This is a genomic window from Negadavirga shengliensis (assembly GCF_042652345.1).
Taxonomy (GTDB): Bacteria; Bacteroidota; Bacteroidia; order Cytophagales; family Cyclobacteriaceae; genus Negadavirga; species Negadavirga shengliensis.
Genome location: NZ_JBHSJJ010000002.1, coordinates 533,868 through 558,389 on the forward strand (window position 1 = coordinate 533,868; position 24,522 = coordinate 558,389).

Genomic DNA, 24,522 nt, shown 5'->3' on the forward strand with positions numbered 1-24,522 from the left:
AAAGTGCAGGTTAATTAAAGGGTTGTTTGGAGGATATACAGGATACCTCAATCCGGTTCAGAAGTTGCCTGGCATTGCCTATACCTTCCAGATCAGAAATAATGGCAGTGGAAAGATACATCTGTTCCGTCCTTCCGATAAGCTTCGGGTGAGAAACAACACCCTGTTCCGCGGTGATTTCTCCCCTGTATACAATCGAAGGTTGCCCGTTGCCATCCGGATCCGGTGTACCATCTTCCCGATAGGCGGGAAAAGCAGGGTTATAATCGCCTGCCACATTCACTTCCACATAATATAACCACTTGGAGCCCAAAGGAACTGAGACTTCTTTATTGATATGAACAGTTTTTTGAGTGGCGCCGGTGAGGGACATTTCCAACGGATTACCAGGAGTGGGGAGACCATTGTTGCCCGTTTCCTTTCTGTAAGCCCCTATCCAGGCAGGCAGCGCTACGGGAACCTCTGATTTGCCCTCAAAATCACCATTACCTGTCCTGTAGGTCACATAAACGGTTTTCACCTTCCCCGACATGGGTTCCTCCAACCAGATCCCCAGTTGTGGAGGTTCACCGTAAATACTCTGATTATAAATTTCCTTGTTTTGCTCAATGGAAAACACCAGACTTACCATTTCCGGCCCGTTAGAAACCCAAGAAGTCCCTCCGATCGAGAAAAACCAGGTCAATACAACTGTCTTCATCCCCCTCATATGGTCTTGATGGGATGGGGTATACGGCTTTTCCATTTACCTCTGGTAAAATCAGGGAAATCTACCGCCTGGCTTTTATGATTCACCGAGGATTCGGTCAGCGCCGTGATCACGCTCCAGGTGGCGGCGTCATATACATCTATGGGCACTTCCGTGCGGTTTCGCACGGCTTGGACAAAGTCCAGCATGCAGAAATAATCACTGCCCCCATGCCCGTGACTTTTTGCCAACTCGCCCTCTTTTTTCCAGTTGGGATGATCATACTCCTGAACATAGGCACTGGTTTCCTCCCATTGGTGCGGACGGCTCCGGTCTTCAAGATGGATTTTATTCAAAGTCCCGGAATATATCCCTTTGGTCCCTTGGATCCTCCAGATAAAATCCACTGGCCGTGGGGTTTGGCAGTCATAATACAAGGTAACGGTGATACCTTTGTTGGTTTTGATCAGGGTGGTATTGACGTCACCCAGCTGAAAATCCAACCGGGCGTTGGGGTGGTCCGGCCCGGAAATTCTTTTTGCATAGTGGTTCATTCCTACCTGCCTGCTGCTCATCGAAACCAGATATTCAAACCGGTCCCCACGGTTAATATCCAACCATTGAGCGGCAGGACCTATGGCGTGGGTCGGATACCGGTTGCCGTTATGGGCGAGCTTATCTTCAGCCCGCCAGAGCAATTCCCCTTTGGCGTTGATAGACACGTAGCGGGTATCATGCTGGTACCCCACCTCACAGTGCGACAGGTCTCCGAAAACATCCTGATGCGCCATGTTCAGTATCATCTGAACATTCTGCATGTAACAGTAATTTTCCATAAGCATGCAGGGCATCCCTGTTTTTTCGGAGGTCTCCACCAGTTCCCATGCCTCATCTATCCCGCTACAGGCAGGCATCTCCGTCCCTCCGTACTTGCCGGCTTTCATCGCAGCAAGCATCACGGGTGCATGCAGGTGCCATGGCGTGGCTGTATAGACAGCATCGAGATTGGATTGTTCCACCAAGCGTTTATAGTCCTCCGGGCCCCGGCTATACCCCTGTGGCCGGGGCTGGCCGGCTGCTTCTACAAAGTCCTGTGCCCGGCTTACCCGGTCTTCCAAAATGTCGCAGATGGCCGCCACTTCTACTCCCTCCAGGCTGAGTGCAATCTTGAGCATGCTAATCCCCCTGGCGCCAACACCCACAAATCCCAACCTTACTGTTCGACCCGAACCGCTTGAAAATGCCAACCCTCTGTTTGCCAGCAAAGCGCCGGTGCCCAACCCTATGGTTTTTATAAATTGTCTTCTTTTATTGATCAAGCCTTCTTTATTCATAATAATGTCTATTATACATTTTCACCAGAGCCGCAATGTTGATTAAACCCGGTCACCTGTTCTCCGACGTATTCCCTGCCGCCCCTGTCCCCCAAAGGGCTAATCCTGCGTACTTTTCCACCGTTTGATCCCTTCCAGTGTTCTACCGGGAAAGGGAGTGAGAGAAGTCGAGTGCCAATTAACGGATGACTGGATTAGTATTGGGGGATTTTCAACCATTCGCCTCCCTTCATCGCAGACTGGTGGGCGATGATGCCGGGAACTGTCATGTTCAAGGCTGCAACGATATCCACCAGAGGTTTTCTGTCCTCAATAATGGACCTGATAAACTCTTCAGTGAGCCTGCCGTGCGAACCCCCATGTCCACCGGGAGGTACGCCGGGGGGCAGAGGCGGACGCTTCAGATCCGGCAGATTTTCCGCCTTTCCGTGGTATTTGTCATCATAGGAGCCTTTGGTACCTCTAAGCCTGCCTGTCTCAGAACCGGGACCCGGAGTATCACTGCTTCGGCTTTGCCTGGAAATGCCTCCCTCAGAAGTTTTCATGAAAGCGATTTCGGTACCGAAAGGGTTGTTGTAGACATTATTGCCTTTCTGGTACCTCTCCATATAACTGGGCATTCCAAGGCAGGAGACTTCGGTAAAAGTATTTCCCGTAACCCCTACATAATATGCCGTATTGTGGGTGGGGTACCATTGGGGAGGCATCCCGTGCCGCCAATTGTTATAGGAGTCGATACCTTTTTCCGAATAGTGCCAGTACTCTCCTTCCGAATAAACAATATCACCAAAACCTCCGCTGTTGTAAATCTGCCGCATGGCAAATAGATTCTCCCGAAAACACGAGGTTTCAAACATCATGTATTTCAGGCCTTTATTGTTGTTGACTACCTCAAGTAATTCCTCGCCTTCTTCTATGGATCCGAATGCAGCCGGAACGGCTACCGCCACATGTTTTCCATGGTTAAGCACTTCTATACAATGCCTGGCATGGCTGGGAGCATCCGTTGCCACAAAAATCGCTTCGATGGTATCATCCTTCACCATTTCTTCAAGTGAGGCGTACATTTTGTCACATCCAACCGCTGCTGCCAATGCCTTGCATCGGTCTGCAATAAGATCGCTCACAGCCACAACTTCCACATTGGGGTGGTTCTGAAAACCAAAATCCGCGGAAAACCGGCTCACCCCATACCCTACCAGGCCTACCCGGACCTTTCTGTCAGAGAAAGGCTCCCAGCCTGCTGATGGATCTTCCTCTTTCGAACGTTCAAAGCCTTCGATATCCGGGGGTACCAGCTCATTTTTATTGTCTCTGGAGCTACAGGCAAACTGCGGCATTCCCAAGGCCATGGCGCTTAAGCCCATTGACCCCAAAAATGATCTTCTTGATAAGCCTCCGTCTTTTTCAGGACCTGGACAGTACCCTGATTTATTACTTTTAAATTCCATATGTTTTTAAGATTAATTTTAACTTGTTGTGTTCGGAAAATTCTATTTTGAAAGCTGTCTACCAATTTCTCGGTGAATCCTCGATCATCCTGTTCAGCACATTGGCAGTAATTTGCTGTACTTCCGGCATTACGCCAAAAGTCCTGCCTCCGGGGTCATGGGCTGCGGGGTATTCTCCGGGCCTGAGAAACTCCTCCTGGCCGGATTCACCGGCGGGAATATGGCCCGGCGGATTGGATAGTCCTTCCGACCACCATATCGTCCCTGCATTGAAAACCCAATTCCCCTTGGGCCCCGGATAAACCACTGCTGCATGCAATTCCTTGGAAGGGGCGGAAAGCGGGCCTCCTGCCACTATTTCCAGCCCAGGCATCTTGCCTACGGGCATACCGTGGTATTCCCAGCCAATAATGCCGGGAATTTTATCACCTTCTTTAAGGCCCGTACCCTCGAATATCCAGTGGTCAGGCTTTTTAATTTGCCAGTCACCGAAGCCCACACCGTAGGAAGTATTGCCCATTAAGGTTTCTTCATTGTCAAAATTGGTTTTTTGGGTCCTTGAGAACACGCGGCCGGGCACCCCCTCGGCACTGTCGAACAATTGCACTTTACCGCCGACAGAATTCCCACAGAAAAAAGCAATGCTCAACCCGTTGTCACGGGCCTTTATTACCTGGTCAAACATCTCCTGAGTCCAATATTCATCATGCCCCACAGAAATCAGCGCCTTGGTGTGGTCCAATATCTCCGGCTCAAAGTGAACATCAAGGTTTGAGCAATACGTCACATCGTAGCCTTCTTTTTCTAGCCAGAAGGTCATCGGGTGCTCCCACAGCAGGTATTCACCGGAACCGGCGGAAAGAGGCGCATCAAACAACTGGGGATATTTGGCATAGGGCCGGTCAAAACTCACCCTCACATTGGGGCCGACATACCAAACAGCCGTACTCCCGTCATCATAAAGGGAATCCCGAAAAGGCCATTTGTTGTATGACTGCCATGTAAGGTCACTTACCTGACAGAGCAAATCGGATGGACGCCGTTCCTTCACCACAAAAATCACGTAACTCTGTTTACCAAAGGGCTCCTCCCTGGAAAGCTTGCCTAGATATACGCCGCTGGGCCAATCCGGAGGTATGGTAAAGGTAGTGGCCGTTTCCCATTTGCATTCCCTTAATCTTTCTACGGTCATTAAAGGTACTTCCTGGGTTTTGCCGGCAAACGAGCCTAACCTCACCATATGGCGGCCGCCTTTTGCCCCATAGTAGCCCATTCTATAAATGTCAATGAAAAAATTTCCCACAGGATTCATACTGACTTTAAAATCGAGAGCCTCCCCGGGATATACGCTGGTTTTGTTGACATATCCCTCCATACTTACGGACCGTAAATAGCGGACCATGGGATAAGACGCCATGGTCACCGGCGTATCAAAACCGGTATATTGTAGTTGCCATTCGTAGGTGCCCGGTTTGCTGTTTTCCTCTTCTATCCTACCCAATGGCTTCCTGAGTTTGGTGTCTGCCATTCCGGAAAATGGGAAAATGGTCCCACCCAATCCAGCCGCTGCCGCACCTTTGAGCATTTTTCTTCGGGTTATTTGTAAGCCCTTTTTATTCATAGGAGAAATAATTTTTCGTTATATTATACATATAAAACATTTAATTTTAAAAATTTACCCCGCATCTCATAACTTATATTGAGGAATTTTCAAGAGTTCCCCATCTTTCATGGCAGATTCATGTGCTACGATGCCCGGAATGGTCATGTTCATCGCTGCTATGATGTCCACTACCGGCTCCCTGTCTTCTATAATCGACAAGATAAATTCGTGCATCAAATGTCCATGAGAGCCCCCATGTCCTCCCCCCTCTACTCCGGCGGGGAGAGCCGGCCTTTCAATTTCCGGAAGATTTTGAAGCTGACCTTCATACTTTCCGTGATAAGATCCCAAAGTACCCCGGACTCTGCCTATTTCACTGGGAGTGCCCGGAGTTCCGGAGCTTCTTGCCTGTCTGGAAACCCCGCCTTCACTGGTCCTAAATAGGGCTATTTCAGTATGAAAAGGATTGTTGTATTTATTTTTATAGTACCTATCCTCTTTTTCTCTCCTTACACCATAACAGCTTACTTCTGTAAAAGCCCCATCCGTGACCCCTATATGATATGCGGTATTATGGGTAGGATACCACTGTGGCGGGCCTCCTTGCCGCCACCCTTTATAGGAATCGATCCCGGTGTAATTGTCCACATTAAGGGGTCTCCCATGATAATATTCCCCTTCGGAGTAAACAATGTCGCCGAAACCGCCGGCTTGATAAATTTTCCTCATGGCAAATAAATCTGCCCTAAAACAGGAAGTTTCAAACATCATGAATTTCAGGCCCCGGTTGTTTTTCACCATTTCCAAAAGCTGTTCACCTTCTTCAATCGAACCGTAGGTTACCGGAACAGCCACCGCGACATGCTTGCCGTGTTTCAGGACTTCCATGCAATGACGGGGATGACTTGGCGCATCGGTAGCCACAAATACCGCTTCTATACGGTCGTCCTTGACCAGTTCTTCCAGGGAGGGGTAGGTTTTGCTACAGCCTACTCTTTCTGCCAACGCCTGGCACCGGTCTGGAAACAAATCACTTACCGCTTCAATTTTCACATTGGGATGATCCTGAAAACCAAATGCCGCACTGAATTTTGAGGCACCATAACCCACCAGCCCTACCCGTATTTTCCTTTCGGAAAACGGTTCCCAGGGTTTGGTGATTTCCATCGGAACGTCCAATCCAGAAGACTGGTGACCGAACGTTGAAAGCTGAGGTAAAACCGCTAATCCTGCCAACGAAGAACCTGTCTTCGTGATGAAATTCCTGCGACCTATGTTGTTTGATATTTCTATTCTTTTCATTGGATAGTCATTTTGCATTTTAACCATGGTATCAGTACTCGCAAAAGTCCCGGGTAACTACCACCCGGGATTCTGTACCAATACCGATTCACCATCGATGACACTGAGGTCAATCTGTCCCAAAGGAATGGGAAAATACTCGTGCTTGCCCTTGATAAATTGTCCCGCTAGCCAATTGTTGGAGGCATTCATGATCTCATTGCCTTCACGGTCCATCAGCCAATTCATTTTTTCGGCCATGTCAAAATCCCGGCCGTCATACCTTACCATGTCGAAAAAACGGTGATGCTCCAGACCCAGCTCCAGTCTCCTTTCAAAATATACCGCTTTTCGGGCATAGGATTGGCCGTTTGCTTCAAATTGGCCGGTGTATAATCCGACTTTATAATTGGCCGCAGGGGTATCCGTAAAACCGGCCAAGGGATCCGACGGGTCTATGAAAGTTTTCACCCATCCGTCGGGGTCAGCTGCTCGGGCCCTCACCCGGTTTACATATTCCTCCGCTTTTGCCAAGCTTCCTACCTCTACCTCACATTCTGCTGCCCACAGTAAAACATCGGCAAACCGAATCATATTGTAAGGATTGTTGGAGGCCCCATTGGCTCCACGGTCTATACCCACTCTCGCCTGTTCGACGATGTTCTTTATCACGTTATAAGGCCCGGAATTGAACTGGTTACGCACCCAAGCTTTCCCTGGATGGATGCCCCAATCCCGGTAGGGGATCCCCCTTCTCCCCACCGACCAATCCAAACGGGAATCGAGAGTGCCCGCATATGGCGTAAACGGCTGGTTGGATTCAATCCCGTTGTCATGTGGAATGGGGGAATTTTGATAGGTGTCGATCAAGGGCAAGCCGGTTACCGGATCTGTCTGGTGCGCATCTACAAAATCAAATGTCGGCTGGCCCCAGCCAAAACAACAGGTGGCGGGTCCTCCGTAAGTGCCGTTATATTGGTCCATCGGGTTCCCGTTTCCACTGACCGTACCGTCATTTACCGACATCTGAACGGTAAAAACAGCTTCGGGGCCATTTTTCGTCCTGGCAATGAAATTGTCGTTGTAGTTTTTTAAAAGGTCATATTTCAACCCATTGGAGGTCTGTCCATTGGCAATAATATCATCCAAAAGCACTTTGGCTTCGGAGAACTTATTCTGGAACATCAATGTTTTCGCCAAAAATGCCTTCGCGGCCCATTTGTTGGCCCTGCCGACCTGGCTTTTGGTTTCTTCGAGATTATCCGCTGCGAAACTGAAGTCTGCTTCTATTTTTGGGTATATATCTACGGTATTGGTCACAAAATAATTTCTCTCAGCATAGGTAACCGTCTCGTCGATCCAGGGGACATTTCTATAAAACATGGCCAGATATAAATAATAAACTCCCCGTAAAAACCTGGCCTCAGCCTCTACCTGCAATAATTTTTCGGGAGTCGAATCTTCGACTTTTGCGAGCATTTTCAACACATCATTTGATCGGCCCACCGCTGAATACAAATTCCTCCATTTGCTTTCGATATCCACGTCAGCCTCGGTAAACATCATGGCGTTAAAAATGCTGGGACCGGTTTCGGTACCCTGCGTAACCTCATCCCCGCCGCGGAGACGTCCAATTCCCCCTAAATAGTTGCCTCCGACAGTCCCTCCGCCATCCAACAAGGAATAGGCTCCTATCAACAACAGGTCAACACCCTGTTCATTCGCTAAAGTAGATTCACTCACCGAACCAAAAGGCTCAATTTCCAAATAATCCTCACCACAGGCAAATGTCATCAATACGATAAGACAACCTGAAACGATAAATCTATAATTTATTCCCATGATTTTAGTTGTTTTGATTTGGAATATTTTTAAAATGTGACTGAAAGCCCGAAAATGACTCCCAGCTCGTTGTTGGGATAGCTCCCCCGGTCAATCCCCATGGCCGATGTGGGTCCACCGACCAGTTCAGGATCCAATCCGGAGTAGTTGGTCAGGGTAAACAGGTTTTCGACCTGAGCGTACACCCTTAGTCTGGACATGTAAAGTTTCCTCAGTATTTCCGGGTTTACGGTATACCCCAGAACCAGTGACCTCAGTTTCAAAAATGACCCATCTTCTATATAAAATGAATTGGGTGCCAAGGTGGTACTGAAAGTACCCTGCGATTCGACAACAGGAATGTTGGTGTTGGTATTTTCAGGCGTCCAAGCATTCAATAAATCCCTGCTGAAATTCGTCGTGGGATAAAACCCAACAAAATGGGTATATGACTTGGTAAGGTTAAAAATATCATTGCCATGCGACCCATAAAAGAAGGCCGAAAAATCAAAATTTTTATACCCTGCATTGAGATTCAAGCCGTAAGTGAAATCCGGATTGGGATCCCCCAAATGGGTACGGTCATCAGGGGTTATCATGCCGTCCCCATTGATGTCCTCATACCTGAACCGGCCAGGGGCCGCGGCATTTTGGGTGGGTGCGGCATCCACCTCTTCCTGGCTGTTAAATAAGCCGATCACCCTGTACCCGTAAAATGAGCTTACCGGATGGCCCTCTTCATTCCTTACCATGGAGCCCACTCCCTGATGGCTTCCTGCGAAAAAGTAACCGGGGTCGGGAATGTTGACAACCATATTTTTGTAATTGGTAATGTTGGCTCCCACGGAATAGGTGAACCCACTTCCGACTACCCCCCTGTATTGAAATGAGGCATCAATACCTGAATTCTGGATATCCCCTATATTAACCGAAGGAGCACTTGCTCCACCGATAATGACCGCGGGCAATGGCTCTGTAAACAACAGCCCCTTGACTTTCTTCTTATAATATTCTACTGATAACTCCAGAGAGTTGTCAAGGATGGTCATATCAAATCCATAATTGGAAACAATATTTTCTTCCCAGCCGGTCAGGGGGTTTCCTATCCTATTGGTGGCAAAGCCCTGTACAATGGAATTGCTGGAGCCTGTAATATCATAATACGTGGTGGTCATCCCGCTGCCAAAGAGAGAGAAGGCATTTATCGGGCTGACATTGTTTTGCGAACCCAACACCCCGTAACTTCCCCTGATTTTGAAATCATTTAACCAAAACAGATTCTTCATGAAATCTTCTTCAGAAAGCCTCCATGCGAAGGAAAAGGAGGGGAAAACACCATACCTTTGTTCAGGCCCGAAAACCGAAGACCCATCCCTTCTTAGCGTGGTTCCGAACAAATACTTGTCATCGAAAATATAGTCCACCCTGCCAAAAACGGAAAACAAACTGTTTTTATAGATAGAGCTGCTGTTTGTCAATGCATCCACACCGTTTCCCAAAACGAGAAAATTAAAATCCTCGGAAAAAAAACGCTGTCTGCTTCCGCTTACCCCCCTTCCCAAATTTTCTATGGCCTCTGATCCCACTTGGGCTTCAAGGGTATGTCTGCCAAATGTATTCATATAGGTTATCAGATTGGTATAGGTCACCTGACTGGCAAAACTGCTGCTCACGCTCAGAAAATTCTCATTGTTGTTGCCCTGAACATTCTCCACCTGTGTGGTATTAAAATCCTGGGTGTAGGAATTGGCCACATTGTATCCAAAACTGGTCCGGGCGGTTACATTTTTGAACAGATCCAGTTCCGCATAAGCGTTACCCACGATATGCCATTCATTAAATATGTCCTTGTCCCTGTTTCGGTATTGTACTGCAACGGGGTTTTGGCCGTCTCCCAGTCCGGGTCCTCCAAAGGTGCCGCCCCAGTTCCCCATGATATCCTTGAGGGGAACAATCGGTTGTTGTTTTACCGTCTCTATGATCCCTCCAAAATCAGAATTTTCGTTAAATCCAGGATTTTCCCGGTAAATAATGTTTAAGTTCTCACCCACCCTTAAATTTTTGCCCAAATTAAACTCCGTGTTGATCCGGGCGGAATACCTTTTGAGGTAAGTATTGATCAGGGTGCCTTTTTGATCCAAAAAACCTAAAGAGAAAAGGTATTTGGCGTTGTCATTACCGCCGCTTGCCGTGATGTTGTGTTCCGTGGTGGGAGCTCTTTTAAAAAGTTCGTGAAACCAGTCAGTACCCTCTTTATTCACTTCCTGAATGATATAATTCTGACCCCTGTTGGGGCTTGCATAGTGGTACAAGGAAGGATCTACCTCCGGGTCTCCGGCAAAGGCCACACCCGCTCCGGCGGGACCACGGTACATATAGTCCGGCATCCCTCTGTTAAAACGGTCGTTGTTGGGAAATGCCCTGTTGAATACGGACACGTATTCTTCAGAATTCAGCAAATTAAAGGGGTTTCCGGGCAAAGGATGGCTGATGATGTTAGAAACTTGATAAGACACTGTCGGAGCTCCGGACTTCCCCTTTTTTGTGGTGACCAATATCACCCCGTTGGCTCCCCTCACCCCGTAGATGGCCGCCGCCCCTGCATCCTTCAGCACCTGAATGGATTCTATATCCTGGGCACTGATATTGTTCAGGTTCTGCTGAATGCCATCCACAATCACCAGGGGATCGGTATTCCCGAAAGAAGTCATACCCCGGATCAGGATTTTATTGGACGCTCCCGGCACCCCGGATCTGGTAACGTTCACCCCTGAGGCCATGCCTTGAAGGGCTTGTTCCGCTGAGCGGGAAGGGACCGTTTTCAGTTCATCCACGTCTACCACCGAAACGGACCCCGTTATATTTTTCCTACGTTGCGTAGAATATCCCGTCACCACGAATTCATCCAATGACTGGGTATCGGAATTTAAAACAATGTCTATTATGGATCTGGATTCAATCGGCTCCTCGACCGTTTCATATCCTATAAAGGAAACCACAATCACGCCATCCGCGGGAGCCTGTATAGAATATGCTCCCTCCAAATCGGTGACAGTACCTATCTGAGTGTTTTTCAGCAAAACCGTTGCCCCGGGAACAGGGCTACCATCATCACCCGAGATCACTTTTCCATTGATAGATATTGTTTCCTGCGCATATGAGAAACAGATCACAAATGGAACCAAGAGCAAGGCCAGCGCCAATGACTTCGTGAAAACAAAGCCAGTTCTGACATTTTTGTAATGATTTTTCATGGATTTGAAATTTTAGGTTGTAGCATATTTGAAATGAGGGATTACAGAACCGGGACAATTATATAAATTATTTTGTTTACCAATAATAAATATTTTTGTTTACAAAACAAACAATAAAAATAATTTTGATTGAAAAAAAATGAGGAAAATTTAATACGGGTCTAAATCCGGAAAAGCCAATACCCTGTCCGGGCCTTCCCTGCAAACAAAACAGCCTCTATCAACTATAATACATTGGCAGATAACAGAATACCGGTTAAATTATGGTCTTCGGAGGCAGATGGGAACCTGGAGAATAATTAATGGATTGAATTCAACATACATAAAGTATAAAAAATTATTTGAAAATAGTTTTTGTGCTATTTTCATAAATCAAAATCAATGTTTACGTTAAATATGATGGATATTAGTTTCAAAAGATCACTAAATCACACAAGACAAAAAATTGGCTCAACGAGATTATTGTAAACAAATAACAGAGTGATTTACTATCAAAAATAAAGATGACCTTGGGGCGGTGTCCACGCGAGTTTTTAACACAGTCGGATAAAAAATTAAAAACTCAAATCCAAAGCGGTCATTTCTCCTCTGAGCAGGTGCTTGATCAATGTTTCTTCCGCTTTAGCCAAATCTCCATCCTGCAATGAGGTAACTATCTGTCTGTGTTCTTTATCCGTCAGCTCATAATCTTTCATATGCACTTGGCTTTTGCCAAGCTTTTGGTGAAACAGGGGAATGTTGCTGACGTAGTATATCTCTTTTAATTTATCATTTCCGGACAGATCTATCAATGTCTCGTGAAACCTGACATCCGCTTCACATGCTCCTTCGAAATATTCCCGTTTAAACATATTGGTGAAGTCATCACAGATTTCCTCCAGTTTCTTCAAATCATTTTTGCTGTTTTTTTGAAAGACCAATCTCAGCGCCCCAAGCTCGAGTATTTCCCTGACTTCCCTTATCTCCTTCACGTCCTCCGGGGTAAGGCTTTTAACAAAATACCCGCCCTTTTTGCCAAATACGATCAATTTCTCCCCCAAAAGCCTCGTGAGTGCCTCCCTCACGGCCATGCGGTTCACATTCAGGTTATTTGCCCAGTAGTCCTCTTTCAGACGCATCCCGGCCACCAACTGATTGGAAAGGATCTTTTTCCTCAATTCCACATATACTTTATATGCCAAAGAATCATTTTTCATGACAATATTGATCTTTTCAGTAAACTTTAAACGACTGTTGACAAAATAATTCAATTTTTGTTTAAATCCTAAGCCGGCATGGCTGCTTTTGCAGGAGTTTGCGGCGGAAAATAGTTAAACCACTAATAGTCTTTTAATTCCTAAGTTCCAATCTTCAGATTTTTCTCCAAATAATTGCGCAAGTATTTGTTTGCGTTTATATTTGCAAGGACATACTTGCATAAAATGGAGACCCGAAGAGATGTTTTTCAAGCGATTGCTGACCCTACCCGCAGGACCATTATCCATATAGTAGCCCGGAAACCGACCAATGTGAATACCATTGCGGAGCAATTTAAAACAAGTCGGCAGGCTATCTCCCTGCACCTGAAAATCCTGGCCGAGTGTGGGCTTCTGCATATAACCCGGCGGGGACGCGAGCGGATCTGTGAAGCCAAACTGGACAAACTCCGTGAGGTCAACGAATGGGTAGCCCAATACACCCAATTCTGGACCGGAAAACTGGATAATTTGGAAGATTACCTTGACCATATTGCTGACCATAAAAACTCAAATCATGGAAAATCAACTGGGAAAAATATCAAAAGAAAGCGACGGCTTTAAAGTAGTTTTTAAACGGGAGTTTAAGCACCCCATTGACAAGGTCTGGAATGCTATTACTAACCCTGAAGAGTTAAAATTTTGGTTTACAGATATTGAAATGGATTTTCGGCCCGGAGGCAAGATCACCATTCAGTTCAGGGACAAAGACAAGACAAAATCATATGGTGAAATCGTCAGTATTGAACCGCCCACCAAATTTGTATGGAGTTGGGAAGGCGAACTTGCAGTATGGGAATTGGAAGCATTGGATGACGGCACCACCCGACTGACTTTTTCTTATAGCAAAATTGCCGATGATTTTGCCATCAGTGTGGCTGCAGGTTTCCATGATTTACTTGACCAGTTGCATCAACGGCTTGAAGGAAGTGAAGAAATATTGCCTTTCGGAGCGGAGGAAAATGACCCCTCGCTTTTTCCGGTCCGGATCCGCTACACCGCTTATGTGTATGACCATTATCCGGAAGTTTTGAAATACCAGCCAGTGGTGGTTGAGAAAACGGTAAACGCGCCTGTTGACAAAGTCTGGGAAGCCCTTACGGACAAAGAACAAATGAAACAATGGTATTTTGAGGTGGATGATTTCAAGCCTGAAAAGGGTTTCCGTTTTAAATTTGCCGGACAGGGACTAAAAGGTCAACAATACATCCATCGCTGCACCGTCACTGAAGTCATTCCGAATAAGAAACTTCAGTACAGCTGGCAGTATGAGGGATTTCCCGGCTACTCACTCGTAACCTTCAACCTGTCCCAAACCGATACAGGAACAGAAGTGAAGCTTACCCATTACGGCCTGGAAACATTCCCCCAAGACAACCATGATTTTGCAAAAGCCAACTTTATGGCCGGCTGGAATGAGCTTATCGGCAAATCACTTCCCGGGTTTTGCGGGAAACAGGTATCTCCTGATCGTTGATGCTTGGTAATTTAATGGGGTTCTCGGAGTATGAACATTTAAAAAAGTCGTCTATCGTCACTGCGAGTTTGAAAAATTGGAAATTTACAAAAGAGTAATGACGGTATTGATTTGCCTTTATCTTGGACAATCAGCCCGTCACGAGGTTGGCGGGCTGCAAAGGGGCCTTTGGTAAGGGGATTCCCAGGGCTCCACCACCACATCCCCCACTTACCGATGACCGCTTTTTTACAAAAACTCACGTTAAATTATTCCTTTTACAAAACATGTCGGGATTTTTTCGGATTTGTGCAAGCTTGATATTAATTTTTCAAGAAAAGGCTTTTGTAAAATGCCAAACCTTCTGAGGCAAGTTCATCGGAGCTATTGGCCAATGGCCGCCATATGCAGGTGGCTTTGGCTATTTCTTCCGACACCGCCCCAAAAGTCTCGATGACGATGGCTCCTTCATAAGCAATTTCCTCCAACGCCTTTTGAATGCCTGGCCAATCCAGGTTTCCCGTTCCGGGCGTTCCCCTATCACTTTCATTTGCCTGGATATGGCACAATCTGTCCCTGCCGATTTTCCTGATGGCATCGGGAATACTTTTTTCCTCTATATTCCCATGAAAGGTGTCCAGTTGGATTTTCAGATGAGGGGAACCTATTTCCGTGATGAGGGATAGCGCCTGGTCCACGGTATTGACCATATCGGTCTCAAACCGGTTCAAAGGTTCAAGTCCCAATACCACCCCGTTTCGAGCAGCAGTGTCCGCAGCTTTTTTAAGATTTTCAACGCACCAAACCCTTTCCTTTTCCTTTTGTTCATCCGAAATAAATCTGGTTTTACCCACCGCGGAATATAGCGGTCCCCCGAAAACCGGACTGCCCATAAAAGAGGCGATTTCAATACAATCTTCTATGTATCGCAAGCCGTTTCTCCTGATGCCGGGATCTTCACTGGAAATATCCCTGTCAGCTCCAAAAGCCCCGCTGATGGTGACCCCTAAACCCATTTTCCCGGTGAGGTCTTTTAACCTCCCCCAATCAATAATGGATTTATTTTCCACGGGAACCTCAATGATATCAAAACCCATATCCTTGATTTTGTGTACCAGGTCAAAAACATGGGTATCAAAAGGTGATACCCATAGAAATGTGCTTACTCCAAACCGCATCTTAGTCATTCAAAGTCCGGAATGGTGATTCTTTTACCGTCGTTCATGGCAGATTCGTGGGCGCAGATACCGGCACAGGTATAGTTGGCGGCGGTCACGGCGTCTACCGCAGAATCCCTGCCTTCCACGATGGCGGCTACAAATTCCTGAACCAGATGGGGATGGGATCCGCCGTGTCCTGCTCCCTGGAGGAAAGAAACGTGGTTGGGATCATCAATCTTCTCCCTTTTGGTGAAATGTTTGATGGGTTCAATCAACAGCTCGTCCGTATCCGGCACGTCTATCCGCTTTGCATTTTCGCCCCCGTCAAAAATCACATGACCTTCATCTTCCAACTGCTCCCATTCGAAGGACATTTTTGTACCGTATACATCATATGACTCCCTGTATTGCCTCACCACATCAAAAAGAGAACGGGTGGCTTCCGCAATGACATCAGAATCCTTCAAGGTAAAAGTGGCGGTTTCTACCGCAAAGGGCGAACCATAGCGCTTGGCTAGGTCTTCGGAAAGCCGCCCTGAGCCGTGACATACCACGGTCTCCGCTTTGGTGTTGTTGATCCGCAACAGGGGAGAAATGGCATGGGTCCCATTTAACATGGGCGGAAAACCTTTCCAATATTCAGCCCAGCCCTCCATGCTCATGTCCTGTACGTGGGAGCCTCTTACAAATTGTATCTTCCCCAACCGCCCGGTTTCTGCCAGTTTCAGCCCGTAAAGAAATTCCCTGGTGTACAGAGCCGTTTCCATCATCATATAGACTTTGTTGGCTTTCTTTTTTGCCTCCACAATCGCCTTACAATCTTCAACCGTCATCGCCATGGGAATGGTGCATGCGGTATGTTTATGGGCGTTCAGCGATGCCAGCGTCATTTTGGCGTGCTCCGGAACCGGGGTGACAATATGGATGGCGTCCACGTCTTCCCTTTTGGGAACATCATTATAATCGGTAAAACAAAGGTTTCTGTCCAGATTGAACTTAGTCGCCAATTCATCCAAAGTCTTCTGGTTTCTGGTACAGATGCCAACCGCTTTGATGTTTGGATGGTTTTGATAAATGGGAATAAACTCCTTTCCGAATCCCATACCTACAATGACTACTGTGATTTGCTTTTGACTCATTTTCAAAATTGTTTTTTTAAGGTTATTCAGTATGTATGTTTAGTTGTTCATTGAGCTACCCATTTGACGGCGTTCCTTAACAGGATCTGGTAGGCTTCCAGCTGATGGGATTCCCCATCGTGCCCCAAAGCAATGCCTACAATCCTCGCCTTGGGATGGTTTACCACAAAGACGGATGGAAACACATCGGATCCTTCGGTGCTTGCTGTGGCCAATACTTCAATACCCGGTCCGTTGGGGTCTATTTTATAATAGTACAACTCATCCTTTAGGTTAAATAAAGAAGGGACACCGGCCGTAACGGGGTGTTTTTCATTGACCACGCTCACATTAAACGCCCCATACTTATCATGCCCATTGGATCCGCCCCCCACCAGGGCCCGGTTGTACTCCGGCCAATCGGCCCAGTTATACCAAAGGGCGGCATGCCCCAAAACCAGTCCTTTTCCGGAATCCGCGAATGCCATAATGGCTTTTCTGGTTTCAGCATCACCTATAGGCTGGTTATTGGTGAGATAGAGCACATCAATTTCCGGTAAATAAAGAAGAATGGAATCCGTATTGTCGGTGTAGCGCACATCCGCCAGACCATCTTCTGAGAGGATATCCACGTCGGCCCCTCTATACCATTTATCAAAATCATGGGAAGCGCCGCCTCCTACCAATAAAACTTTAATATCAGCTCTTGCCTGGTGCTCCGGTACCTCCAAGCACGCCGCGCCGTTGTCTGCAAAAACCGTTGCTGTCCAAAAAACTGCCAAGATAAACGGGAAATTGGCCATTGAATATTTCGGGTTTATTTTCATAATATGTTTGGTTTGTAATTTCAAGTTTGTTTTCAATACCTTGTTAAGGGGCCTCCACCCTCATAATGCCATTCATCATTCTCCAATGTCCGGGGAAAGTACAGACGAAAGGATAATCGCCGGGAAGATCAGGAGCAGTGAATTCAAAGGTATAAACTTCATTCGGCCCCAGCATTTCTGTGGCGAACAACACTTCCGCTATTTCCGGCACATAGTGTTGCTCCGAGGCCTTTGGATCCCGGAGCATGTCATCCGCGGCGGCTCCCACCGCCTCCAATGTCCCCGGTTCAATGATTAAAAGGTTGTGTTGCATCCCATCCTGGTTATCCAGTTCCAAAATGATTTTCTCTCCGGCCTTAACGCTGAACGTGTCCACATCAAACTTCATCAGGTCAGGGACAACTTCTATCCAAACGGTAGTGGCTTTTTCCTGAAACGGCTTTACAAACCGCTCCTTGACCTTAATGTATGGAACAAGAGGATTACCGGTAATGGCATTGTCGGGAGCAACTGCCCGCCCCTCTTCACAAAGCGTCATGTCCAAAGAAGAAGACAAGGACAATTCGGAAGAAAACGGCTTGGTGCCCTGGGAGTCTGTTTTTTCAAAAAGAGAGAGTATAACGAGTGTCGAGACAGTGATAAGTATTTTAGTCTGTAAGATCATATGGTTATTATTTCAGTTCCAACGAGATATTTTGGAGGTTGCCCTCAAAAGAAAAATCCCCCTCATATTCCCCTACATTGTTTTCATCCCCCAAATCACGCCCGGCACGTACACTTGGTGACAGGGTAGATGTAAACAAACCTGCGGCTTGGGTATGGGCGACCGCCTCTTCATCCACAAGAATACGCATCTGCCCGTCTTTGTCCAGGTGGGCGGTCGCATGGAAACTATCCGGCAAGGGTTCCGAGCTTTTTGCCACATATTTTTCTCCAGCTTGTATGACCTCAAAATATAATTGGTCTCCCTTTAAATAAAAACTGTAGCCGTTGTCTTTATGACCATGGGCAATGATTACCCCCAACGGCTTCTCATTCCTTCTTCCCGATATCCGGGCTGATAAAGTCAGTTCTTTACCCGCAACATTGGGGGAATAAGGCAAAAGGCTCCTTCTCCCCAGTTCATATTTCTCATTTTCAACGGCTGATTTTAACCTTTTTAGCAATCCGGGGGTTTCGGTATTGTTTTCTTTCTCCAAAGCCTGTAAGAAAACCTTATCATGTGCCGCCGCAGCCGCAAAAATCCCTTTTACCAACCAGTCGTCTTTTCCATTTTCGGGTCGCAGACTGGCCTTGTAAAGCATTTCCCCCACCCGCTCATCTGAAGGCATATTGGCCAGCGCCAAAATCCCGTGCATCCTCACATTCAGATTTTCGTCAGCTGTAATCCCAGAGTTCTGTATGGCTTCCACACTTTTCTGAACAGGGGGCAAAACAGCGACCGCCGCTTTTCGAACCCCGGCTGCTGGATGTTCCAAGGCCTTGATAGCTACCTCCATTGCCTCCTCATTGGTCCCCTCAAGGGCCTTCAGTCCATGCAGGGTCCAAAGGGCATGAACCGCCGGACTGTTCAATCCAATTTCATCGACTTCACTGTTACCCATGATTTCATAAAGACCGTCCAAGACCTTCTGGCTACCGGATTCTACCAGCAACCGCTGCGCGGTCATTCGCCAAAACATATTGTCATGCCGCAAGGCAGCCAGTAATCCATCCGGGTCATCTTTGGACAAAACCACCGGTGAATAGGGTTTTGCCTTATTATAGCTCACCCTATATATCCGTCCATGGTTAGTATCCCGAAGTTCACTGTGAAATGCGTTGCCCTGTCCGTGAGGCTGCTCGGTAAATGGCAAAACCATTCTGGAAGGGGCCTGCCTTTCCACAAAGACATTGTGCTGGATAATGAAATTATACCAATCCGCAACCCATACGGCGCCATCCGGCCCCACTTCTGCGTGTACCGGCCCGAACCACTCGTCGGAACTGGCCAGAAGATTCCAGCCGTCCTTTTCCCTGAACCCTGCTCCATGAGGCTCCACAATGGCATTGTGGGTAAGCCGTATGGTCGGCTCGTTGACAAAGGCGATCCGGTTCCAATATTGCTTGGGGAAATCCCGGGCGGTATAGAACCTGAATCCTGCGGCAGAGGTAAACCCACCCACGACGTCTACCTGTCGCAGATTGGGTGTCATGGCGTGTGCTTCATAATGGCCGTCTATCTTTTGTATGGGCTGTATGGTGAAAGGCGGGGCTGTCTCTCCTTCTTCGGCAACAGGGAAAGCCCTTTGTAAATATTTGGCCGGAATGGAATAATAGGCTGCATGCGTGTTGTTGGCTGTTGAAATAAATACATTATTATCCTCGGAAAACCCCAACCCCCAGGTATTGTTGCTGGAACTGGCCAGGTAATCAAAGTCTTGCCCATCGGGGCTGAAGTGATAGATGCCCTGTGGGAAATTCCAAAACTTGTCATTAATGGTGCCTTTAAAGCCGGAATACCCTGTTACTCCCCAAATTTTGTTGTCAAAACCATACTGCAGATTCGATGGTCCCGCATGCGTATCGCTTTTGCCCCAGCCCGTCATAATCGTTTCGATCACATCAGCCTTGTCATTACCTGTGGTGTCCTTCATAAAGACAAAATCAGGGGCCATGGAAACAATGATGCCCCCATTTGCGAACGCTATACTGGTGGGAATATTCAACCCTTCTGCAAAAACCGTAAACTTATCTGCCTTGCCGTCACCATTGGTGTCCTCGCATATTTTGATACGGTCGTTGGCTTGCCCATCGGTTTCCTTGAACGTATTCGGATAATCCACGGACTCCACTATCCACAGCCTGCCCCTTTCATCCCAGGCCATGGCGATGGGGTTTTGGATATCCGGTTCCGAAGCAAAAAGGCTGATTTCAAAATCCACCGGCTTTTGGATCAACTTTTGGGAAGCTTCCGGCGACAATGCTTCCTGAATCCGGGGCACTTCATATCTCTTGGTGAAATCAGCAATCTGTTCATCATAGATGGAGACATCCGGGATTTCCAAAGCCGCTATTTGCGCTTTTACCTGATCGCCCATCGCCCATAATATGCCATTCGTCATCAGTTTCAAAAAACCCGGGTTTTGCCAGGTCTTTTCGTCATGCCCGTATGCCGTGTAAAAAACCCTGCCCTTTCCTTCTTCTCTTGTCCATGTGTAAGGCTCACGATGACCCTCTTCCACCCTCTCCATCAGCACGTTGATATCTGAATTGATGTTCTGGTGCACATAGGTTTCGTCCCAGGTCGCGAATTCCTGTAATCCTTCCAATGCAGGATGGGCGGGTTGCAGGATTTCCGCTTTGAAATCCCCCGTACCATGTGATGCAAATTGGCCACCTACGGTTTGGATGTACCATTCGGAATTTTTGAAGCAGCCGGTGGCTGAATGAAGGGGAATAAGTCCTTTACCTCTTTCCAAAAAATCCTTCAGCGCGTCTTCCTGTTCGGGTGACAGATAATCATGGTTAGCATAAATAAGCAGCCCGTCATATTTGGCTAAATTTTCTTTGTTAAGGTCTTCCGGATTCTCCGTATAGGTAAGATTAATGCCTTTGTTGAAAACCGCTGTAGCCAGCCATGGGGCATACTTACCTGAATCGTGGTGTTCACTTGCGTGCCCCAAGAACAACAGTTCTGCGCGTCTGGGTTGAAGGATTTCAGCATAAGCTCCCCCGCCCATAAGGGCAAGATTGGTTTTTTCGGAACAGTTGAATGACAGCAGTCCCAGGAAAAGAAAGCTCAGCGCTCCTATTAATGTAGAGAAAAGGTTATTTTTGATAAGCATGGGATTTTGAAAGAAATCATTGGCGAATAAATTAGAGAATACCAGACTGGCAGAAAGTCCGTGCTTTTCCAACCTGGTCAATAGGTATAGTAGTTTTCATAAGTGTCAATTCCTATTTTCATACATTTCAGATGGATCAATCATCCAAATCAACAAAGAGGTAATCCCCGTTTTTTCACTGATCGGTGGGTTACATTAGCCAGCCGTAAAACTACCTGAAAGTGGTATTACGGGATAAAACAAATACACCAAAAAATGGTAAATTTCTATCAAGAAATGGTTTTATTTTTTGGGTAGCACCTGGTTTCCTGAAGCCCAATCATGCCACTTGCGCTCTAATTCTTTTACCTTTTCCGGATATATGCCTGAAAGATCGTTAAGTTCGGTCTCGTCCTCGTATATTTTATAAAGACGCCAATCCTCGTTGTTCCTTGCCACCAGTTTCCATCCATCCTCCCGCACATACCTGGTACCGAAATGTTCATTGAATAAAGTCTCGTGGGTTTCCTTTTGTTCTCCCTTTAAAACCGGGGCAAAACTGATGCCTTGGACAGGTGTAACGGTGTTGCCTTTATATACTTGCGGATAAGACGCATTCCCCAGTTCCACAAAGGTGGCCATAAAATCCATCACATGTCCCAAATGGTCTGAGATAGTACCTTTGTTTTCTCTGATGCCGTTGGGCCAAAAAGCGATCAGCGGTGTGCGGATTCCTCCTTCATAGGATTCGGCTTTGGCCAAACGGTAGGGCGTATTCGACACATTGGCCCAGCGCTCCCCGATTGATGCGAAAGTGTTTTGGGGACCGGGTAACACGTCCTTATCAACCGGGTAAGCTATTTCTTCGCCATTTCTTGTTTCACTGGGCCTGTCAAATCCGGGGCCGTAACGCATGGCATTCTCCGGGCTGGCGCCATTGTCACTTAGGAATAGGATCAAGGTATTGTCCAGTTGCCCTGCCTCCTTCAAGGCTTCGATCATCCTGCCGATACCCTGGTCCATCCTGTCTATCATGGCCGCGTGAACGGCCATGGCCCTGGCATCCCACTCCTGGTGGGGATTGTCTTCCCATTTTAATTCCTCATTTATTCTGGAGGAAAGAGGACTTGTATGGGGATCCGCCAAGCCCATATCCACCAGGTTCCTGAACCTGTTTATCCGGATGCTGTCCCAACCCACCTTGTAGGTGTCTTTGTATTTTTCGATATCTTCCGGCAGGGCATGCAGGGGCCAGTGGGGAGCGGTCTCTGCCACATATATAAAGTAAGGTTCGTCGCCCTGGCTGAATTCTTTGATATAGGCTACTGTGGTGTCACTGATCGCATCCGTGTGATAGTAGTTATCCGGAACCGATTTTACCGGTTCGGTACCATTTACCAGGCTAAAGGGATCAAAGAAATCGACCACTCCCCAAATATTGCCAAAATATTTTTCAAACCCTCTGCTGGTGGGATACTGTTCGACGGGGGAAAAATAGGGATGGTCTTCCTGGTGATTCAGCCATGCCAACTGAGACTCACTGCTTTCCTGTACCACCGTATTGGAAACATGCCATTTCCCTACCATACCCGTACGGTACCCTGCTTCTTTCAGCACTTCGGCTAGTGTAATTGTGTTTTCCGTCAAATGCCCCCGGTAACCCGGCAAGCCACGGTCCTGGGTCATCTCTCCTACGCCCGCTTGCTGGTTATAAAGGCCTGTCAGCAGGGAAGCCCGGGTAGGACAACACCGGGAGGTATTGTAAAAACGGGTAAACCTGATGCCATTGGAAGCGAGGTAATCCAGGTGAGGGGTATCGATCTCCCCACCATAACATCCCAGATCCGAATAGCCCAAATCATCTGCCATGATCAAAAGGATATTGGGTCGCGAATCGCCAGCAGCAGACCTATTGGATGATGAAGAATGGCATTGGCAAAAAAAGGCCAAAAACCCCATTGCCAAAAACCAGGAGTAAATCGTTTTTTTCTTTTTAATAATCATTCTCTCTGCATTTATTAATAATTATCGTTTTGTACCAAAGAAGGGTTGGCGTCCATGGCTGCCTGGGGAATAGGAAAGACTACCCGGGAGGGATGAGCGTTGGTATGCCCTCTTTCTATCGCGGAAGAAATGAAGGTTCCCATCCTGATCTGATCTTCCCTTCTGATCCCCACCTCACTATAAAATTCCCAAGCCCGTTCGTCCAACAAGTGCTCTCTCAGGGCCTCCTTGGTAGCAAAGTCCCCCAATACCAACAGGTGCTCCCCTAAACCCGCTCTAGCCCGGACCTCATTGATAAGATCCAGTGATTCTTGGTTGGGTCCGTGGATTTCATTCAGCGCTTCCGCCCTGGATAACAGGATGTCGGCGTACCTGATTTCTGATTCATCGTTTCCATGCTGGTTACCGATGGCATTGGGATCGGGCCAATACTTGAAAGACCTGGTATTGTTATTGTCCAGTAAAGATACCAGCTCTCCCTGCGTATTGATATAAGCTGTAAGAATCAGGTTTTTTCGCTTATCCTGCTCATGAAAAGAGCGGTAAAACCTATCATATAACCGGTATTGGGCAGCCCAGTTGGCCCAATTGCTTTGCATGGCAAGTCCGGTGATGGGGTCCCGCTGAAAGCCTGGTGGAAAAGCGCCGTTCATATAGTTCATTCCATCTGCCAAGGGGGAATGAGGGTTGACCAGGATGAATTCACTGTTGCGTTCATTTTCGACTTTAAATAAATTTTGATACTCCGGATACAGGCTGTAACGGTTTAAATGGATGACATTTTCCGCCATATCCGCTGCTTGCTGCCATTGTTTCGTGTTGAGGTAATATTTACATAACAAGGCCATCGCCGCTCCCCTGTTGGGCCTTCCATAATTGACCTCGTCGCCCGGAAGTGGCAAAACGGGGATGATCTCAGACAACTCGCTTTCGATAAAACCCCGCAATTCCTGTTCCGCCGCCCTGGGAAGTTCCAAAGGATCTTCGGTGCTCTTTCTAAGGGGTACCGGGCCATACCAGGAATAAAGGTGCACGTAGCTCAATGCCCTGATAAACCTCGCCTCAGCGGCGTACAGGGATTTCAGATCACCGGAAATATTGGCATTATCCACATTTTCCAATAACACGTTGGTGTTTCTTATGGCGCGGTATGGCCTGGCCCACATGTTCCCAAACAGCCAATCCAGCGAAGGGTCCCATGTGAAATTGATCATTTGGGCGGCAATCCTGTTTTCGCCTCCATCTGTCTGCCACTCAATGTCTGTTGCCCAACTTTCCAAATTCATCCTGCACTTGGCACTGTAGCCGTTGATATACCCCTCGGCAAAGGCGGCATACAACAAAGACTCAATCCCTTCAGCGGTTGAGAGAAAGTTGCCGGGTTCTAGCTGAGAAAAGGCAGGCTCGTCAAGCATGTCCTCACAAGCCACAAATAGTGGCATGAGAAGAAGCAATAAGTAATATATGATTTTTTTAGGATTCAT

General features: G+C 47.2%; 17 protein-coding genes. 2 read left to right on the plus strand and 15 right to left on the minus strand.

Going from position 1 to position 24,522, the window contains the following annotated elements:
* Nucleotides 1-10: 10 nt before the first annotated feature.
* The 8 genes from ACFPFU_RS05040 to ACFPFU_RS05075 all read right to left on the minus strand — a co-directional run bounded on the left by ACFPFU_RS05040 (nt 11) and on the right by ACFPFU_RS05075 (nt 12,628).
* The gene (locus tag ACFPFU_RS05040; RefSeq protein WP_377062146.1) at nt 11-745 is read right to left on the minus strand and encodes a hypothetical protein; all 735 of its coding nucleotides are present in this window, start codon (nt 743-745) and stop codon (nt 11-13) included.
* Nucleotides 706-2,022, minus strand: coding sequence for a Gfo/Idh/MocA family protein (locus ACFPFU_RS05045; protein WP_377062148.1), 1,317 nt, complete (start codon nt 2,020-2,022; stop codon nt 706-708). The genes ACFPFU_RS05040 and ACFPFU_RS05045 overlap by 40 nt, the downstream gene beginning before the upstream one ends.
* Nucleotides 2,023-2,216: 194 nt before the next feature.
* The gene (locus ACFPFU_RS05050; RefSeq protein ID WP_377062150.1) at nt 2,217-3,473 is read right to left on the minus strand and encodes a Gfo/Idh/MocA family protein; all 1,257 of its coding nucleotides are present in this window, start codon (nt 3,471-3,473) and stop codon (nt 2,217-2,219) included.
* Between the two features lie 58 nt (nt 3,474-3,531).
* Complete coding sequence (locus ACFPFU_RS05055; RefSeq protein ID WP_377062152.1) at nt 3,532-5,094, minus strand: N,N-dimethylformamidase beta subunit family domain-containing protein; 1,563 nt, start codon at nt 5,092-5,094, stop codon at nt 3,532-3,534.
* A 66-nt stretch (nt 5,095-5,160) separates the two neighbouring features.
* Entirely contained in the window at nt 5,161-6,378 is a 1,218-nt protein-coding gene (locus ACFPFU_RS05060; RefSeq protein WP_377062154.1) for a Gfo/Idh/MocA family protein, read from the minus strand.
* A gap of 57 nt (nt 6,379-6,435) precedes the next feature.
* Entirely contained in the window at nt 6,436-8,199 is a 1,764-nt protein-coding gene (locus ACFPFU_RS05065) for a RagB/SusD family nutrient uptake outer membrane protein (RefSeq protein ID WP_377062156.1), read from the minus strand.
* Between the two features lie 29 nt (nt 8,200-8,228).
* Complete coding sequence (locus ACFPFU_RS05070) at nt 8,229-11,432, minus strand: SusC/RagA family TonB-linked outer membrane protein (RefSeq protein WP_377062158.1); 3,204 nt, start codon at nt 11,430-11,432, stop codon at nt 8,229-8,231.
* Nucleotides 11,433-11,986: 554 nt separating this feature from the next.
* Entirely contained in the window at nt 11,987-12,628 is a 642-nt protein-coding gene (locus ACFPFU_RS05075) for a GntR family transcriptional regulator (RefSeq protein ID WP_377062160.1), read from the minus strand.
* A gap of 225 nt (nt 12,629-12,853) precedes the next feature.
* Here ACFPFU_RS05075 and ACFPFU_RS05080 point away from each other — a divergent pair, with 225 nt between their 5' ends.
* Nucleotides 12,854-13,231 carry an ArsR/SmtB family transcription factor gene (locus ACFPFU_RS05080; RefSeq protein ID WP_377062162.1) on the plus strand — a complete coding sequence of 126 codons (378 nt, stop codon included), beginning with the start codon at nt 12,854-12,856 and terminating at the stop codon, nt 13,229-13,231.
* Nucleotides 13,185-14,144, plus strand: coding sequence for an SRPBCC domain-containing protein (locus ACFPFU_RS05085; protein WP_377062164.1), 960 nt, complete (start codon nt 13,185-13,187; stop codon nt 14,142-14,144). Before ACFPFU_RS05080 ends, ACFPFU_RS05085 begins: the two co-directional genes overlap by 47 nt.
* Before the next feature lie 302 nt (nt 14,145-14,446).
* Here the strand turns inward: ACFPFU_RS05085 and ACFPFU_RS05090 are convergent, their stop codons facing one another.
* The 7 genes from ACFPFU_RS05090 to ACFPFU_RS05120 form a co-directional block, all read right to left on the minus strand.
* A complete protein-coding gene (locus tag ACFPFU_RS05090) occupies nt 14,447-15,310 on the minus strand; it encodes a sugar phosphate isomerase/epimerase family protein (RefSeq protein ID WP_377062166.1) in 864 nt (287 codons plus the stop codon).
* Nucleotides 15,307-16,422, minus strand: a complete 1,116-nt coding sequence (locus tag ACFPFU_RS05095; protein ID WP_377062168.1) for a Gfo/Idh/MocA family protein — start codon at nt 16,420-16,422, stop codon at nt 15,307-15,309. Before ACFPFU_RS05095 ends, ACFPFU_RS05090 begins: the two co-directional genes overlap by 4 nt.
* Before the next feature lie 47 nt (nt 16,423-16,469).
* The gene (locus tag ACFPFU_RS05100) at nt 16,470-17,228 is read right to left on the minus strand and encodes a ThuA domain-containing protein (RefSeq protein ID WP_377062170.1); all 759 of its coding nucleotides are present in this window, start codon (nt 17,226-17,228) and stop codon (nt 16,470-16,472) included.
* 43 nt (nt 17,229-17,271) lie between these two features.
* The gene (locus ACFPFU_RS05105; RefSeq protein WP_377062171.1) at nt 17,272-17,892 is read right to left on the minus strand and encodes a plastocyanin/azurin family copper-binding protein; all 621 of its coding nucleotides are present in this window, start codon (nt 17,890-17,892) and stop codon (nt 17,272-17,274) included.
* Nucleotides 17,893-17,899: 7 nt separating this feature from the next.
* Nucleotides 17,900-20,950: a PVC-type heme-binding CxxCH protein gene (locus ACFPFU_RS05110; RefSeq protein ID WP_417574782.1), complete on the minus strand. Its 3,051-nt coding sequence runs from the start codon at nt 20,948-20,950 to the stop codon at nt 17,900-17,902.
* 387 nt (nt 20,951-21,337) lie between these two features.
* Complete coding sequence (locus ACFPFU_RS05115) at nt 21,338-22,903, minus strand: arylsulfatase (protein WP_377062175.1); 1,566 nt, start codon at nt 22,901-22,903, stop codon at nt 21,338-21,340.
* A gap of 149 nt (nt 22,904-23,052) precedes the next feature.
* Nucleotides 23,053-24,522, minus strand: a complete 1,470-nt coding sequence (locus ACFPFU_RS05120; protein ID WP_377062177.1) for a RagB/SusD family nutrient uptake outer membrane protein — start codon at nt 24,520-24,522, stop codon at nt 23,053-23,055.